This window comes from Sphingomonas quercus (genome assembly GCF_018863195.1).
Taxonomy (GTDB): Bacteria; Pseudomonadota; Alphaproteobacteria; order Sphingomonadales; family Sphingomonadaceae; genus Solisphingomonas; species Solisphingomonas quercus.
On the sequence record NZ_JAHKRT010000001.1, the window covers coordinates 462,806 to 479,875 of the forward strand.

Genomic DNA, 17,070 nt, shown 5'->3' on the forward strand with positions numbered 1-17,070 from the left:
CGAAACAAAAGAGCGTGAGGGGATGGCATGAAGACGTTTTCGAAGGCGGCGCCGTGGCGTCGACGCGCAGTGGAGTTCGCGCTTGCCACCGCGGCCTGCGCGCTCGCCACGCCGGTATACGCCGCGGCGCCGATGCCGCGCTTCACCCCGGACACCAACTGGCTGAAATTGCCCAATGGCTGGATCCTCGGCGAGACCAGCGCCGTTGCCGTCGACCGCAAGGATCATCTCTGGGTGCTGCAGCGCCCACGCACGCTCGCCGACGCCGACAAGGGCCATGCCGCCCCCCCGGTGATGGAATTCGACGCCAATGGCCGGTTCGTGCAGGGCTTCGGCGGGGCGGGCGCCGGCTATGACTGGCCGCTGACCGAGCACAGCCTCGCCGTCGACGCCGCCGGCCATGTGTGGATCAGCGGCAACAACCGCGCCAAGGCCGAGGCCGCCGACGACATGGTCCTCGAATTTTCCGGTGACGGCCGGTTCATCCGCCAGATCGGCAAGGCCGGCGCCAGCAAGGGCGACACCGACACCGACAATTTCAACGCGCCGGCCGACATCTTCGCCGACGATCGGGGTGGCGAGGTCTATATCGCCGACGGCTATGGCAACCATCGGGTGATCGTCCTCGACGGCAGCACCGGCGCCTATCGCCGCATGTGGGGCGCCTATGGCGTGACACCGCCGCCCGCCGCCGCCGATGCCGCCCCGCCGGCAGGCCAGCCCGCCCCGGGCAGCTTCGAGGCGGTGCACGGCGTCGAACTGGCGCGCGACGGCAAGCTCTATGTTTCCGATCGCAACCACCAGCGAATCCAGGTCTTCACCCGCGACGGCCACTATCTCGCCCAGTTCGCCGTCAATCCCGGCATGGCATCGCCACAGACTGCCTCCGGCATCGCGCTCTCCGCCGATCCGGCCCAGACGTACCTCTATGTCGCCGACTGGGGGAATAACGAGCTGCTCGTCTATGATCGCGCCGCGATGGCGCTCGTCGGGAAGTTCGGCAGCAAGGGCGCCGCGCCCGGCCAGTTCACCGGGCCGCACCTGCTGGCCACGGACAGCAAAGGCGTGCTCTATGTCGCCGAGGCGCAGGGTCGCCGCGTGCAGCGGCTGGTGCCGCAGCGCGCGCGCTGATCGCCGTCAACAGGGGGGGAAGACACGAATGATCTGGTCGCAGGATTATGATCCGTTTCACTGGCAGGCGGCGTCGACCCTGGTGGCGGCGCTGCCGATCGTGGTCCTGCTGAGCGGCATCGGCATCTTCCATATGCGCGCGCACATCGCGGCCCTGGCCGGGCTGGCGACGGCGCTGGCGGTGGCGATCATCGGCTTCGGCATGCCTGTCCAGCTCGCCGGCTGGGCGGCGGCATTCGGCGCCGCCTACGGCCTGTTTCCGATCGGCTGGATCATCCTCAACATCATCTTCCTCTACAAGCTCACCAACGAGCGCGGCCAGTTCGACATATTGCGCGATTCCATCGCGCGGGTGACCGAAGACAGCCGCATCCAGCTGCTGCTCATCGCCTTCTGCTTCGGCGCCTTCTTCGAGGGCGCGGCGGGCTTCGGCGCGCCGGTCGCGGTGACGGGCGCGATGCTGATCGGGCTCGGCTTCACGCGGCTGCAGGCGTCCGGCCTGTCGCTGATCGCCAACACCGCGCCGGTGGCGTTCGGCGCGCTCGGCACGCCGATCGTCACCCTGGCCGCCGTCACCGCGCTGCCGGTGGAGGACCTGTCGGCGCTGATCGGGCGTCAGATGACGCCGTTCGCGCTGGTCGTGCCGTTCTGGCTGCTCGTCGCCTATTGCGGGTTGCGGCGGACGATGGAGGTGTGGCCGGCGGCACTGGTGGCGGGTGTGGCCTTCTCCGTCACCCAGCTCGCCATCTCCAACCTGCACGGGCCGTGGCTGGCGGCGGTGGGCTCGGCGATCGTCTCGATCGGCGCGGTCACCTTGCTGCTGCGCTTCTGGCAGCCGGCGACGATCATGCACGTCAACGAAGCGCCGCTCAGCAAGGGCGACGAGCGCGCACCGCCGGTCGAGCAGATCGAGCATGTCGAGGGGCCGGCGGCGGCCGCCGTTGGACGCAGCCAGCTCGCCATGGCGTGGGCGCCGTGGCTGATCCTGACCGTGCTGATCTTCCTGTGGGGGCTGCCCTTCACCAAGGCGGCGCTGGACGGCATCTTCCGCCCGCAGATCGTCTTCTCCGGGCTGGATCAGCTCGTGCAGCGGGTGCCGCCGGTGGTGACGGCGCCCGCCGCCGAGCCCGCCATCTACAATTTCAACATCCTCACCGGCACCGGCACGGCGATCCTGCTCGCCGGGCTGCTGTCCAGCGCGCTGCTGCGCGTGCCGCCGGCGCAGGTGGCGCGCACCTATGCCGGCGCGTTCCGGACGGTGATGCCGTCGCTGCTGACGATCGCGGCGATGCTCGCGCTCGGCTACCTCACCCGCTATGCCGGCGTTGACGCGACGATGGGCCTCGCCTTCGCGACGACAGGCTTCTTCTACCCCTTCTTCGGGACGTTGCTCGGCTGGCTGGGGGTGGCGGTGACCGGATCGGACACCGCCTCCAACGTGCTGTTCGGCGGCCTCCAGAAGGTGACGGCGGAACAGCTCTATCTGTCGCCGACGCTGATGACGGCGGCGAACAGCTCTGGTGGCGTGATGGGCAAGATGATCGACGCCCAGAGCATCGTCGTCGCCTCGACCGCCACCCAATGGTTCGGCCAGGAAAGCCGCATCCTGCGCTACGTGTTCGTGCACAGCCTCGTGCTGGGCGCGCTGGTCGGCTGCGTGGTGATGCTGATGGCCTATGTGTGGCCCTTCACGCTGGCCGCGGGATGAGGCGTCCCGGCTCCCCGACGAGTTCAGGGACCGGCTTGTCGGGCATCCACCCAGCCACCGGTTCCGGAGTCGGCGGCTGGAGCCTGGAGAGAATACACAGTGACGATGTGAAGGGGTCAGGGGCTCGCCGCCCCTAGCCCTGCGCCTTCACCCTTGCCCGGAAGCGGTGGAGCAGCGGCTCGGTATAGCCGTTCGGCTGCTCCAGCCCCTCGAACACCAGCGCCCGCGCCGCCTGGAAGGCGAGGCTGTCCGCCTCATGCCCGGCCATCGGCCGGTAGAGCGGATCGCCGGCATTCTGGGCATCGACCTTGGCGGCCATGCGGCGCAGCGCCGCCTCCACCTCGTCCGCCGTCGTCACGCCATGCAGAAGCCAGTTGGCCATGTGCTGGGAAGAGATGCGCAGCGTCGCGCGATCCTCCATCAGGCCGACATCGTGGATGTCCGGCACCTTGGAGCAGCCGACACCCTGATCCACCCAGCGCACGACATAACCCAATATGCCCTGTGCATTGTTGTCCAGCTCGTCACGCACCTCGTCCGGCGACCAGTTGCGGCCCTCGGCGAGGGGCACGGTGAGCAGCCGGTCGAGCGACGCGACCGGCTCGGCGGCGCGCTCCGCCTGGCGGGCGAAGACGTCGACATCGTGATAATGGGTGGCATGCAATGTCGCGGCCGTCGGTGACGGGACCCAGGCAGTGTTCGCCCCGGAGCGAGGGTGGCCGATCTTCTGGTCGAGCATGTCGGCCATGCGACCGGGCGCCGCCCACATGCCCTTGCCGATCTGGGCGCGGCCGGACAGGCCGCAGGCGAGGCCGATCTGGACGTTGCGGTCCTCATAGGCCGCGATCCACTCCGATGCCTTCATGGCACCCTTGCGGACCATGGCGCCGGCGCGCATCGACGTGTGCATCTCGTCGCCGGTGCGATCGAGGAAGCCGGTGTTGATGAACATCAGTCGCCCCTTCACGGCCGCGATGCAGGCGGCGAGATTGGCCGACGTGCGCCGTTCCTCGTCCATCACCCCGATCTTGATGGTGTGGCGGGCGAGGCCGAGCATGTCCTCGACGGCATCGAACAGGCGATTGGAGAAGGCCGCCTCGTCCGGCCCATGCATCTTCGGCTTGACGATGTAGATCGAGCCTGTGCGGCTGTTGGCGAAGCGGCCGGTGCGGTTGAGATCGTGCAGCGCGATCAGGCTGGTGACGATCGCATCGAGGATGCCCTCCGGCGCCTCCTCGCCATCGGGCAGGCGGACGGCCGGGGTGGTCATCAGGTGGCCGACATTGCGCACGAACAGCAGGCTTCGGCCCGGCAGCATCAGCGTGCCGCCGTCGGGAGTGGTGTAGCTGCGATCGGCGTGAAGGGTGCGCGTCAGCTCGCGGCCGCCCTTGCTGAAGCGCGCTTCCAGGTCGCCCTTCATCAGCCCCAGCCAATTGGCATAGGCCGCCACCTTGTCCTCGGCATCAACGGCGGCGACCGAATCCTCGAGGTCGACGATGGTGGTCAGCGCCGCTTCCAGCACGACATCGGCGATGCCGGCCGGGTCGGTGGCGCCGATCGGATGGGCGCGATCAATAACCAGCTCGATATGCAGGCCGTTGTGGCGGAACAGCAGATTGTCGCCGTTGCGGCCGACGAAGCCGGCCGGGTCGGCGAGCACCGGCACGTCGCTGCCGGCGAACTCCCGCCATGATCCCTCGGCGAGCGGTATGGCGCGATCGAGGAAGGCCTTGGCCCAGCCGATCACCGCGGCGCCGCGGGCGGGATCATAGCCCCCGCCCGCCGCCGCGCCGGGAATCGCATCCGTGCCGTAGAGCGCGTCGTAAAGGCTGCCCCAGCGGGCATTGGCGGCGTTGAGCAGGAAGCGTGCGTTGAGCACCGGCACGACCAGCTGCGGCCCGGCGGTGCGCGCCACCTCGTCGTCGATATCTTCGGAGGTGATCGCGAATGGCGCGGGCGGATCGACCAGATAGCCGATCTCGCGCAGGAACGCCTGGTAGGCGGTCATGTCGATCGGCTGGCCGGCCCGGGCCTCGTGCCAGGCGTCGATCCTGGCCTGGATGGCATCGCGCGTGGCGAGCAGGGCGCGATTCTCGGGCACGAAGCGGGCATAGATGGCGGCCATGCCGGACCAGAAGGCGTCAGGCGCGATCCCGGTGCCGGGCAGCGCCTTCGCCTCGATGAAATCGGCCAGCGCCTCGGCCAGCTTCAGCCCCGCCCGCTCCGTCATTCCCGTCGAATCCGCCATTTTCCACCTCCGCGCCGCATCTGTGCGGCTGCACATAGGGGGTGGACGCCGTCGTGCCCACCCGCTTGCCATCCGGCGCGGCGCTCGCTATGTGCGCCCCTCTCCGGACCCCGGAGGAGTGTAGCTCAGCTGGTAGAGCATCGGTCTCCAAAACCGAGGGCCGGGGGTTCGAATCCCTCCACTCCTGCCACTCCCTGCCAAGGGGGTGGCCTGCCAGGGACAAGGATAGTGGGCGACCAGGCCGGAGCGGCGCCGGGATGGACCGGATGCCGCTCGCGGCCTATTGCCTGTTTGAGGCTGATGCCTCGTTGAGGAAGGTGCTACGTGGCGAAGACTTCACCCGGCGAGTTTGTCTTGCAGGTCAAGGCCGAGACCAAGAAGGTCGCCTGGCCGACGCGCAAGGAGACGATGATGACGGCCGTGATGGTGCTCATCATGACGACCATGCTCGGCGTGTTCTTCTTCGGTATCGACCTTCTGTTCAGCAAGGTGCGCGAGGCCATCTTCGCGCTCCTCGTCTAAGGGTTCCCCCATGTCGCGCTGGTACATCATCCACGCCTATTCCGGCTTCGAGAACAAGGTGCGCGAGCAGATCCTCGCCGACGCCCAGCGCCTCGGCCTCGAACAGCTCGTCGAAGCCGTCGAGGTGCCGACCGAGAAGGTCACCGAGGTCCGTCGCGGCAAGAAGGTGACGTCGGATCGCAAATTCTTCCCCGGCTATGTGCTGGCGAAGCTGGCGATGAACGACGACGTCTACCACCTGGTGAAGAACACCCCCAAGGTGACCGGCTTCCTCGGCTCCTCCGGCAAGCCGCAGCCGATCAGCGAGGCCGAAGCCGCCCGCATCCTCAACACCAAGGATGAGGCCGCGGCCGCCGCGCCCAAGCAGAAGGTCAAGGTCGATTACGAGATCGGCGACAATGTCCGCGTGCTCGAAGGCCCCTTCGCCAGCTTCTCCGGGCTGGTCGAGGAGCTGGACTTCGATCGCAGCCGCGTGAAGGTCGCCGTCTCGATCTTCGGCCGCGCCACCCCTGTCGAACTGGAGTTCGAGCAGGTCGAGCGCGTCAAGTAATTCCGGCCCCAGGCCGGGATATCCGCGGGAGGCAGGGCCTCGGCCCCGCCGCCAGCACCGCTAAGCCAATGGAGTAGACAATGGCGAAGAAGATTACGGGTTACATCAAGTTGCAGGTGAAGGCTGGCTCCGCCACGCCGTCCCCGCCGATCGGCCCCGCGCTCGGTCAGCGTGGCGTCAACATCATGGAGTTCTGCAAGGCGTTCAACGCCCAGACGCAGGAACTCGAGAAGGGCATGCCGATCCCGACGGTGATCACCGTCTATGCCGATCGCAGCTTCTCGTTCATCACCAAGACGCCGCCCGCCTCTTTCCTGCTGAAGAAGGCCGCCGGCCTCAAGTCCGGCTCCAAGGCGCCGGGCAAGGATTCGGCCGGCAAGATCACCCGCTCGCAGCTCGCCGAGATCGCCCAGGCGAAGATGGCCGACCTGAACGCGGCGGATATCGACGCGGCGACGAAGACGATCGAAGGCTCCGCCCGCGCGATGGGCCTCGAAGTGGTGGAGGGCTGATCCAATGCTGAAGCCGAGGACTCTCACGAAGAAGCAGAAGGCCCAGGCCTCCGTCGACACCCAGAAGCTTTATGCGGTGGATGAGGCGATCGCGCTGGCCAAGCAGAACGCCACCTCCAAGTTCGACGAGACGATCGAGGTCGCCGTCAACCTGGGCGTCGATCCGCGCCACGCCGACCAGATGGTCCGCGGCGTCGTGACGCTGCCCAAGGGCACTGGCAAGGACGTCCGCGTCGGCGTGTTCGCCCGTGGCGCCAAGGCCGACGAGGCCCGCGCGGCCGGCGCCGAGGTGGTTGGCGCCGAGGATCTGCTGGAAGCCGTGCAGGGCGGCACCATCGACTTCGATCGCTGCATCGCCACGCCCGACATGATGGGCCTGGTCGGCCGCCTCGGCAAGGTGCTGGGCCCCAAGGGCCTGATGCCGAACCCGAAGCTCGGCACGGTGACGATGAACGTCGGCGAGGCCGTGAAGGCGGCCAAGGGCGGTCAGGTCGAGTATCGCGTCGAGAAGGCCGGCATCATCCATTCCGGCATCGGCAAGGCGAGCTTCCCGGCCGAGGACCTGCGCGCCAATTTCGACGCGCTGCTCGATGCGCTGGTCAAGGCCAAGCCGTCGGGCGCCAAGGGCAAGTACGTCAAGAAGGTGGCGGTTTCCTCCACCATGGGCCCGGGTCTGAAGATCGACACGACGACGGTGGCGGGCGCGTAAGCGCGCGCTTCCATCGCCACGGAAACGGGGGCGGCGGGCCGATGGCCTGCCGCCCCTTTTCGTTTCGGCGCTTGTCCGGCACAAGAGGGCGGCTCGGCCGGGGAGAAAGGAATTGGCCGCGCATGCAAGCCCCTCCCAATCTCGCCGAACGCCAGGCCGAACTGGACGCGCTCCATTGGTGGCACAGCTTCGATTTCGGCGGCGGCCTCGCGGCGAAGGGGGTCAAGACCCCAGCGGTCGTGACCGCCGAGGCGGACGCCTATTTCGCGCCCTTGTCGCTCGCCGGGCGCGACGTGCTCGATATCGGCACGTGGAACGGCTATATGGCGTTCGACGCCGAACGGCGCGGCGCGGCGCGGGTCGTGGCCACGGATCATCATGTCTGGAGCCTGGACTGGACACATGGCCGCCGCCCGTTCGATCTCGCCCATCGCCTGCTCGGCTCGCGGGTTGAGGGGCGGCAGATCGACGTGCCGCTCATCACGCCGGATAGCGTCGGCCGCTTCGACGTGGTGCTGTTCCTCGGCGTCTTCTATCACCTGTTCGATGCGCCGACGCTCACCCGCCAGATTGCGGGCTGCGCGCGCGACCTGATGATCGTCGAGACCCACCATGACGCGCTCGACGTGACGCGCCCGGCGATGATCTTCTACCCGGCAGACACGCTCAATCAGGACGCCACCAACTGGTGGGGCCCGAACCCGCATTGCATGTGGTGGCTGCTGCGGGAATGCGGCTTCGGCCGGGTCTTCTACCGCGATCATCCGCACAATGGCGATCCCGCCGGCGCGAACTTCAGACAGCGCGGCATCTATTTCGCGTTTCGCGACGATGCCGCCGTCGCCCGTCTCGCCACGCGGACGGATGACTGGCACGATCTGGGCGAAGCCTCAGCGCGCGCGGCGATCTTCTCGCAGCCCGGGCAGCCGCCGGCCTCCCCTCCCTCCCCCCGGCGGCGATGGTGGCGTTGAGCGATTTTCCGCGCGCCCTGCTCGCGATCGGCGCGGCATGGCGCACGCTGGCCGAGGCAGAGCGCGGCGGGCCAGCAACACGCGCGCGCATCGCTGAGGCCATCCGTGACGCGCATGGCAACCCGCATCTGCTGGTCCGCGCCGGCGAGTTGCTCGCCAGCTGGGGCATGGAGGCCGAGGCGCGCGATCTGCTCGCCGGTGGGCTGGCCCCCGACGCGCCGATCGCGCCGCTTCAGTTCGCCTATGCGCGGCGGCTGCGGGCGCTGGGCGACCGCGACGGCGCGCGCCGCTGGTATCGCGGCGGGCTGCTCCGCGTCATGCCGGACGGGGCGCAGGCGATGCTGCTGGAGCTCGCCGAGATGGAGGCCGATGCCGGCGACCAGCCGGCGGCGATGGCGTTGCTCCGCGCGGCGATCGCCCTGCCCTGTCGCGACGCGGGCGCGATGATCGCCGCCGGCCGGCGCCTGTCGGCGGCGGGGCGACCGGATTTCGCCTATGCGGCCTTCGCCGCCGCTTATGAGCGCGGCGCGCGCGACACCCTGTTCCTCGGCGAGTTCGCCGCGCTGGCCGCGGGCGGCGGCATTGCGCTGGCCGATGCCGAGCGGGACGCGGCGGTCGCAAGCCTCGCCGCCCACGCCAGGCTCGCCGCCGCCTTCGATCCCGAAACGCTGCTCGCCGTGCCGCGCGCCCGCGAGGCGTCCGGCCGCTGGGTGCCCCTCGCCGACCTGTCCGATCTGCTGGCGGAGCGGATCGCGGCGCGGAGGCCTTTCTCGTGGATACGCCTCGGCGACGGCGAGGCGCGCTTCCTGCTCTACGTGCACGGCCATCTCCGCGCCGGGCTCGGCGAGGACGAGGCCCGCACGCTGGTCCGGCGCATCTGGTCGATGTGGTTCGGGCAGGACATCGCCGCCGTCGACGCGGATCGGCTGGCCGGGCTCGCGCGGCAGCTCGATACGGCGATCGGCCATGCGGACCTGCTCGGGCTGGCGTCAGTTGCGCGATTCCTCAATGATCCCAATCACTTCGGATATTGCGCGGTGCTGGAAACGCACGTCGCCAACCTGCTGGGGAAGAACGGCGCCACGCATTTCACCGAGGCCCTGTTCACCTATCCGCTGAACGAGGCCGATCCCTTCCTGCGCCGCCTGCTCGGCGGGCTCGACTTTCTCGGCGTGATCAGCCCTCATCCGGAGCTGGCCGCACGGCTGGCGAAGGAATTGGGCATCGCCGTCACCGCCAGCTACGACATTCCCGGCGAAAGTCGCCTGGGCCGCGCGCGGGAGGCGGCGGACCGTGGCCGGCATTTCCCCGAAGTCTATGACCGCATCCTCGCCACGCTGCACGTGCCCTTTCCCGGCGCGGTGTTCATCGTCGCCGGCGGGTTGCTCGGCAAAATCTACTGCGACCGCATCCGCACGCTGAGCGGCGTGGCACTCGACATCGGCGCGGTCGTCGACGCATGGATGGGCATCAACACCCGCGGCAGCTCGCTGGACAAGGCGATGGGCGCCGTGCTGCCGGATTGACCTCCCGCCCCGCTTCCGCTATGCGCGCCACCGTCTACCGTCCGAGACAGCGGGTGTGGGGAATATGCCCCACTTAATTCCCCGCCTAGGCGGGGAAGTGTTTCCGGCGTCGCGCCTGCCTGGCAGGGACGACGCCTTCGGGTCCGCCGCTCCGATTTCGATATCGGGCATTCCGGGCCGTTGACCCTCCCCTTCGGAACGTGGCCGCGCGCGCGGATGGTCCGTGCGCGCGAATGAAGTGGAGTAGGGCATGGATCGCGCTCAGAAGTCCGAGCTGGTCGCAGAGCTCAACCGCACCTTCACCGAGGCCGCCGTCGTCGTCGTGACGCGGAACCTCGGGCTCACCGTCGCGCAGTCCACTGCGCTGCGCGTGAAGATGCGTGAGGCCGGCGCCAGCTACAAGGTGGCCAAGAACCGCCTCGCCCGCATTGCCGCCGAAGGCACGGATTACGCCTCGATCAGCGATCTGCTGACCGGGCCGACCGCGCTTTCGACCTCTCTCGATCCGGTCGCCGCCGCCAAGGTGGCGGTGGAGTTCGCCAAGACGAACGACAAGCTGGAGATCGTGGGCGGCGCGATGGGGACCACCGTCCTCGACGCGAACGGCGTGAAGGCGCTCGCAACCATGCCGTCGCTCGACGAGCTGCGCGCCAAGATCGTGGGCCTCATCCAGGCGCCCGCGACCAAGGTGGTGCAGATCGTCCAGGCGCCGGCTGGCCAGCTCGCCCGTGTCTTTGCGGCTTATGCCGACAAGGACCAGGAAGCCGCCTGATTATCTTTTCGACCCAAATTCAATATTTTATCGGAGTGATTTAAATGGCTGACCTGCAGAAGATCGTCGACGACCTGTCCGCGCTCACCGTCCTCGAGGCCGCCGAGCTCTCGAAGCTGCTCGAAGAGAAGTGGGGCGTGTCCGCCGCTGCCGCCGTGGCCGTTGCCGCGCCGGCCGCCGGCGGCGGCGCCGGTGCCCCGGCCGCCGAAGAGAAGACCGAGTTCGACGTCGTGCTGACCGGCGACGGCGGCAAGAAGATCAACGTGATCAAGGAAGTCCGCGCCATCACCGGCCTGGGCCTGACCGAGGCGAAGGCCCTGGTCGAGGGCGCGCCGAAGGCCGTCAAGGAAGGCGTGAACAAGGACGAGGCCGAGAAGATCAAGAAGCAGCTCGAAGAGGCTGGCGCCACCGTCGAGCTGAAGTAATCGATCTTTCTTCGATCACGACAGCGCCCGTGAGGGCAAGGAAGGGGCGGTCCGGCGACGGGCCGCCCCTTTCCGTTCGGGATCGGCCGAAATCCGCCCTGGTCATCACTGCGTCATGCCAATGTCACGAGAAATTGAACTGGCGTTTACCGTCCGCCTCCTAGGGCGGGGCCATGGCCAGCGCCCCCTCCCTCTCGCCGCCTCCCGCGTCGGAGCCGGAGATCGTCACGCTCTGTGAACCGGGCGGGGAGCGATGCGCGGTCAGGGCCGACGCGCCGCTCGCCGAGGCGCTGGACATGTTCCGCGATCATCCGGACCTCAGGCTGCTGCCGGTGGTGGATGCAGCCGGCCGGCCGATCGGGGCGGTGATGGAGCGAAATATCCGCTCGATCCTGTTCAATCCCTTCGGCCATGCCCTGTTGTGCAATCCCGGGTTCGGCCGTTCGCTCGCGCCGCTGATCCGCCCCTGTCCGATCGGCGACAGCCGCCTCGCGCTTGCCGAGCTGCTCGACGCCTATGCCCGCGCCAACGGCACCGAAGGCATGATCCTCACCGCCAATGGCCGGTTGCGCGGCGTGCTCTCCAACCGCACCCTGATCCGGCTTGCCGCCGAGCGCGAGACGGAGCTGGTCCGCCAGCGCGCCGCCCGGCTGGAGCGCATGGAGCAGGCCAGCGCCCGCTTCGAGGCCGAGGCGGACGCGCTGGCCGAGGCGCTCTCCGCGATCGCCGACACGGTGGCGCGCACGGCGTCGGCCACCGCCGAGCGGGCGCGCGCCAATAGCGGCCATGCCGGCGCCGTCGCCGCTGCCAGCCGCCAGACCAGCGACGGCATGGACGGTCTCGCTGCGACCAGCCGGGCGCTCGCTCACGCGGTCGATCATATTTGCGAGGAGACGCACGCGGCCAAGCTCGCCGCCAGCGAAGCGATGGAGCTGGTCGAGGCGGGCAACCGCAGTTCCGCCGAACTCGGCGCCGCCACCGGCGCGATCGCCGAGACGCTGGCGCTGATGCGGACCATCGCCTCGCGCGCCCGGCTGCTCGCCGTCAACGCCGCGATCGAGGCCGCGCGGGTCGGCGGCGACGGCAATGGCTTCGCGGTGATCTCCCGCGAGATCCGCAGCTTCGCCGGCCAGACCCGCGAGGCCACCGACCGCATCACTGCCCGCATCGCCGAGATCGGCACCGCCGCCGATCGCGTGCGCGGCGGCCACCAGGCGATCGAGCGGGTAATCGGGACGGTCGACGCGGTCGCCCGTTCGGTCGATACCGCGATCGGCGCCCAGGCGACGACGATGCGCCTCCTCTCCGATCACGTCGCGCAGGCGGCTCAGGCCAATGCCGAGGTGCGGCAGAATCTCGTCCACATCGGGCAGGTCGCGGTGGCCGCTGCCGAAAGTTCGGGCGAGATGCATGGCCTGGCCGGCCGGCTGGCGGAGGATGCCGGCCGGCTGGGGCAGCGCGTGCGCGCCTTCGTCCGGGACATCCGCGCCGCCTGACGACGGCCCCCGCCACAGGGGGTCTTTCCATTTCGTGAATCGGGTCTATATAGCCCACATCCAATCATTCCCGGTCGAGCTGCGCCCCTGAGTCCTTCACGCGCGTTCGGCCACCCCGGCCCGCCTCCGGGACACGATCCGCCCTGCGCCACGGATCGCGACGAATTGGAGGCGGATCAGGGCTCAGCGTGCAGCAGTGCGTGTCCGATGGCCCGGACCCGCACTTTTTTGCGTCCCGTCGAGGGGCGCACCGGCCGCGAAGGCGCTGCGAGGCGCCGCTGGTTTGACGGTTCGCGAGGATAATCAATGGCGACCAAGGCAGTTCCGACGGTGACGACCGCAGCGGCGAAGAAGCCGCGCATCCGCAAGGTTTTCGGCAACATCCACGAAGTGGTGCAGATGCCGAACCTGATCGAGGTTCAGCGGGAGAGCTACGAGCAGTTCCTGCGCTCGAACGCGGCGATCGGCTATGTCTCCGGCCTGGAGAAGACGCTGCGCTCCGTCTTCCCGATCCGCGACTTCGCCGGCACCGCCGAGCTCGACTTCGTGAACTACGAGCTGGAAGACCCGAAGTACGACATCGACGAATGCCGCCAGCGCGGCATCACCTTCGCCGCGCCGATGCGCGTGACGCTGCGCCTGATCGTGTTCGAGGTGGACCCGGATACCGAGACCCGCTCCGTGCTCGATATCAAGGAGCAGGACGTCTACATGGGCGACATGCCGCTGATGACGGAGAACGGCACGTTCATCGTCAACGGCACCGAGCGCGTGATCGTCTCCCAGATGCACCGTTCGCCGGGCGTCCTCTTCGATCATGACCGCGGCAAGACGCACGCGTCCGGCAAGTATCTCTTCGCCGCCCGCGTCATCCCCTATCGTGGCTCGTGGCTCGATTTCGAGTTCGACGCCAAGGACATCGTCAACGTCCGTATCGACCGCAAGCGCAAGCTGCCGGTGACGACGCTGCTCTATGCCCTCGGCCTGAACGGCGAGGACATCCTCAACTATTTCTACAAGACGCAGACCTATGTCCGCGGCGAGGGCGGCTGGAAGGTCCCCTATGTCGCCGAGAATTGGCGCGGCCAGAAGCCGGCGTTCGACGTGGTCAACGCCGAGAATGGCGAGGTCGTGTTCCCGGCCGGCACCAAAATCTCCCCGCGCGCGGCGAACAAGGCCGGCAAGGACGGGCTGGCCACGCTGCTGATCCCGACCGAGGAGATTTTCGGCCGCTATTCCGCGTTCGACCTGATCAACGAGTCGACCGGCGAAATCTATATCGAGGCGGGCGACGAGGTTTCCCCGGACAATCTGGAGAAGCTGGACAAGGCCGGCATCGAGAATCTCGAGCTGCTGGACATCGACCACGTCTCCACCGGCCCGTGGATCCGCAACACGCTGAAGGCCGACAAGGTCGAGGAGCGCGATCACGCGCTGTCCGAGATCTATCGCGTCATGCGCCCTGGCGAGCCGCCGACGAAGGAGACGGCCGAGGCGCTGTTCGGCGGCCTGTTCTTCGATCCGGAGCGCTACGACCTCTCGGCGGTGGGCCGCGTGAAGCTCAACATGCGTCTCGACCTCGATGCCGAGGACACCGTGACGACGCTGCGCGCCGAGGACATCCTCGCCGTGGTCAAGACGCTGGTCGACCTGAAGGACGGCAAGGGCGAGATCGACGACATCGACAATCTCGGCAACCGCCGCGTCCGTTCGGTGGGCGAGCTGCTCGAGAACCAGTATCGCGTCGGCCTGCTCCGCATGGAGCGCGCCGTGAAGGAGCGCATGTCGTCGGTCGACGTGTCGACGGTGATGCCGAACGACCTGATCAACGCCAAGCCGGCGGTCGCCGCGGTGCGCGAGTTCTTCGGCTCGTCGCAGCTGTCGCAATTCATGGACCAGACCAACCCGCTGTCGGAAGTGACGCACAAGCGTCGCGTCTCGGCGCTCGGGCCGGGCGGCCTCACCCGCGAGCGCGCGGGCTTCGAGGTGCGCGACGTCCATCCGACCCACTATGGCCGCATCTGCCCGATCGAGACGCCGGAAGGCCCGAACATCGGCCTGATCAACTCGCTCGCCTCGTTCAGCCGCGTCAACAAATATGGCTTCATCGAGACGCCGTACCGCAAGGTCGTCGACGGCAAGGTGACCAATGAGGTCGTCTATCTCTCGGCGATGGAAGAGGCGAAGCACACCATCGCCCAGGCCAATGCCGAGCTGACCGCAGACGGCAGCTTCGTCGAGGAGGTCGTCTCCTCCCGCGAGGCCGGCGAGTTCCTGATCGCGCCGCGCGAGCATATCACGCTGATGGACGTGTCGCCGAAGCAGCTCGTCTCGGTGGCGGCTTCGCTCATTCCCTTCCTGGAGAATGACGACGCCAACCGCGCGCTGATGGGCTCGAACATGCAGCGTCAGGCGGTGCCGCTGGTCCGCGCCGAGGCGCCGTTCGTCGGCACCGGCATGGAAGAGACGGTAGCCCGCGATTCCGGCGCCGCCATCGCCGCCCGCCGGACTGGCGTCGTCGACCAGGTCGACGCCGCCCGCATCGTCGTGCGCGCGACCGAGGAGGTCGAGGCCGGCAAGTCGGGCGTGGACATCTACACGCTGATGAAGTTCCAGCGCTCCAACCAGTCGACCTGCATCAACCAGCGCCCGCTGGTGAAGGTGGGTGACCGGGTGGAGAAGGGCCAGATCATCGCCGACGGTCCCTCGACCGAGTTCGGCGAGCTGGCGCTCGGCCGCAACGTGCTCGTCGCGTTCATGCCGTGGAACGGCTACAATTACGAGGACTCCATCCTCATCTCCGAGCGCATCGTGAAGGACGACGTGTTCACGTCGATCCACATCGACGAGTTCGAGGTGATGGCCCGCGACACCAAGCTCGGGCCGGAGGACATCACCCGCGACATCCCGAACGTCGGCGAGGAGGCGCTGCGCAACCTCGACGAGGCCGGCATCGTCTATATCGGCGCCGAGGTGGAGCCGGGCGACATCCTGGTCGGCAAGATCACGCCCAAGGGCGAAAGCCCGATGACGCCGGAGGAGAAGCTCCTCCGCGCCATCTTCGGCGAGAAGGCCAGCGACGTGCGCGACACCTCGCTCCGCCTGCCGCCGGGCGTCGCCGGCACGATCGTCGACGTGCGCGTGTTCAACCGTCACGGCATCGACAAGGACGAGCGCGCGATGGCGATCGAGCGCGAGGAGATCGACCGTCTCACCAAGGATCGCGAGGACGAGCGCGGCATCCTCAACCGCGCCACCTATACGCGGCTCAAGGAGATGCTGCTCGGCCAGGTCGCCACGGCCGCCCCGAAGGGCATCCGCAAGGGCGCGGAGATCAACGCCGAGCTGCTCGACGAGGTCGAGAAGCGCGAATGGTGGAAGTTCGCCGTCGCCGACGATGCCGTGCAGGCCGATCTGGAAGCGGTGAAGGCGCAGTATGACGACGCCGTCGGCGTCATCACCCGGCGCTTCGAGGACCGTGTCGAGAAGCTGCAGCGCGGCGACGAGCTGCCGCCGGGCGTGCTGAAGATGGTCAAGGTGTTCGTCGCGGTGAAGCGCAAGCTGCAGCCGGGCGACAAGATGGCCGGCCGCCACGGCAACAAGGGCGTGATCAGCCGCATCCTGCCGAACGAGGACATGCCGTTCCTCGCCGACGGGACGCCGGTGGACATCGTGCTCAACCCGCTGGGCGTGCCGTCGCGCATGAATGTCGGCCAGATCTTCGAGACCCATCTCGGCTGGGCCGCACGCGGCCTGGGCCGGCAGGTGACCGAGGCGCTGGAAGCGTGGCGCGAGGCCAATCCGGACGGCGCCGCCGGCGCCCCGCCGGAAGCGGTCAAGGAGCGGCTGAAGATCGTCTATGGCGATCATTATGTCGCCGACATCGACGCGCGCTCCGATGACGAGATCGTGGAGATGGCGGGCCTGCTGAAGAACGGCGTGCCGATGGCGACGCCGGTGTTCGACGGCGCCCGCGAGGCGGACGTGTCGGAGATGCTGGCGCTGGCCGGGCTCGATACCTCGGGCCAGGTGGAGCTGTTCGACGGCCGTACCGGCGAGCAGTTCGACCGCAAGGTGACCGTCGGCTACATCTACATGCTGAAGCTGCACCACCTCGTGGACGACAAGATCCACGCGCGCTCGATCGGGCCGTACAGCCTCGTCACCCAGCAGCCGCTGGGCGGCAAGGCCCAGTTCGGCGGCCAGCGCTTCGGCGAGATGGAGGTGTGGGCGCTCCAGGCCTATGGCGCCGCCTACACGCTGCAGGAGATGCTGACGGTGAAGTCCGACGACGTGGTCGGCCGCACCAAGGTCTACGAGGCGATCGTCAAGGGTGACGACACGTTCGAGGCCGGCATCCCGGAGAGCTTCAACGTGCTCGTCAAGGAGATGCGCTCGCTCGGCCTCAACGTGGAGCTGCACTCCGCGCCTGAGACGGATGACGACGGTCTCGCCGCGGCCGCGGAATAAGGGTCGCGGGGAGGGCAGCCCCCTCCCCCA

Annotated in this window: 13 protein-coding genes and 1 tRNA gene; 13 read left to right on the forward strand and 1 reads right to left on the reverse strand. The window is 68.3% G+C overall.

Annotation, left to right across the window (positions count from 1 at the left end; genetic code table 11):
• Nucleotides 1-27: 27 nt before the first annotated feature.
• Nucleotides 28-1,131 (forward strand): NHL repeat-containing protein, encoded by a 1,104-nt coding sequence (locus KOF26_RS02315; protein ID WP_216319286.1) that lies wholly within the window; start codon nt 28-30, stop codon nt 1,129-1,131.
• A gap of 28 nt (nt 1,132-1,159) precedes the next feature.
• Nucleotides 1,160-2,839: an L-lactate permease gene (locus KOF26_RS02320; protein WP_216319288.1), complete on the forward strand. Its 1,680-nt coding sequence runs from the start codon at nt 1,160-1,162 to the stop codon at nt 2,837-2,839.
• Between the two features lie 133 nt (nt 2,840-2,972).
• Here the strand turns inward: KOF26_RS02320 and KOF26_RS02325 are convergent, their stop codons facing one another.
• The gene (locus KOF26_RS02325; protein ID WP_216319291.1) at nt 2,973-5,087 is read right to left on the reverse strand and encodes a malate synthase G; all 2,115 of its coding nucleotides are present in this window, start codon (nt 5,085-5,087) and stop codon (nt 2,973-2,975) included.
• A 114-nt stretch (nt 5,088-5,201) separates the two neighbouring features.
• Between KOF26_RS02325 and KOF26_RS02330 the strand changes: the two genes are divergently transcribed.
• The 11 genes from KOF26_RS02330 (at nt 5,202) to rpoB (ending at nt 17,040) form a co-directional block, all read left to right on the forward strand.
• A tRNA-Trp gene (locus KOF26_RS02330) sits at nt 5,202-5,277 on the forward strand.
• A 134-nt stretch (nt 5,278-5,411) separates the two neighbouring features.
• Entirely contained in the window at nt 5,412-5,609 is a 198-nt protein-coding gene (secE, locus tag KOF26_RS02335; protein WP_216319294.1) for a preprotein translocase subunit SecE, read from the forward strand.
• 10 nt (nt 5,610-5,619) lie between these two features.
• Nucleotides 5,620-6,159 (forward strand): transcription termination/antitermination protein NusG, encoded by a 540-nt coding sequence (gene nusG, locus KOF26_RS02340; protein WP_216319297.1) that lies wholly within the window; start codon nt 5,620-5,622, stop codon nt 6,157-6,159.
• An 80-nt stretch (nt 6,160-6,239) separates the two neighbouring features.
• The gene (gene rplK, locus KOF26_RS02345; protein ID WP_216319300.1) at nt 6,240-6,671 is read left to right on the forward strand and encodes a 50S ribosomal protein L11; all 432 of its coding nucleotides are present in this window, start codon (nt 6,240-6,242) and stop codon (nt 6,669-6,671) included.
• 4 nt (nt 6,672-6,675) lie between these two features.
• On the forward strand, nt 6,676-7,380 hold the full coding sequence (gene rplA, locus KOF26_RS02350) for a 50S ribosomal protein L1 (protein ID WP_216319303.1): 705 nt from the start codon (nt 6,676-6,678) through the stop codon (nt 7,378-7,380).
• Between the two features lie 122 nt (nt 7,381-7,502).
• Nucleotides 7,503-8,351, forward strand: a complete 849-nt coding sequence (locus KOF26_RS02355) for a class I SAM-dependent methyltransferase (protein WP_216319306.1) — start codon at nt 7,503-7,505, stop codon at nt 8,349-8,351.
• Nucleotides 8,348-9,877 carry a hypothetical protein gene (locus KOF26_RS02360; protein WP_216319309.1) on the forward strand — a complete coding sequence of 510 codons (1,530 nt, stop codon included), beginning with the start codon at nt 8,348-8,350 and terminating at the stop codon, nt 9,875-9,877. Before KOF26_RS02355 ends, KOF26_RS02360 begins: the two co-directional genes overlap by 4 nt.
• A 250-nt stretch (nt 9,878-10,127) precedes the next feature.
• Nucleotides 10,128-10,649, forward strand: coding sequence for a 50S ribosomal protein L10 (rplJ, locus tag KOF26_RS02365; protein ID WP_216319312.1), 522 nt, complete (start codon nt 10,128-10,130; stop codon nt 10,647-10,649).
• A 44-nt stretch (nt 10,650-10,693) separates the two neighbouring features.
• The gene (gene rplL, locus KOF26_RS02370) at nt 10,694-11,074 is read left to right on the forward strand and encodes a 50S ribosomal protein L7/L12 (protein ID WP_216319315.1); all 381 of its coding nucleotides are present in this window, start codon (nt 10,694-10,696) and stop codon (nt 11,072-11,074) included.
• A 173-nt stretch (nt 11,075-11,247) separates the two neighbouring features.
• The gene (locus KOF26_RS02375) at nt 11,248-12,570 is read left to right on the forward strand and encodes a methyl-accepting chemotaxis protein (protein ID WP_216319318.1); all 1,323 of its coding nucleotides are present in this window, start codon (nt 11,248-11,250) and stop codon (nt 12,568-12,570) included.
• Between the two features lie 306 nt (nt 12,571-12,876).
• The gene (rpoB, locus tag KOF26_RS02380; protein WP_216319321.1) at nt 12,877-17,040 is read left to right on the forward strand and encodes a DNA-directed RNA polymerase subunit beta; all 4,164 of its coding nucleotides are present in this window, start codon (nt 12,877-12,879) and stop codon (nt 17,038-17,040) included.
• Nucleotides 17,041-17,070 lie beyond the last annotated feature (30 nt).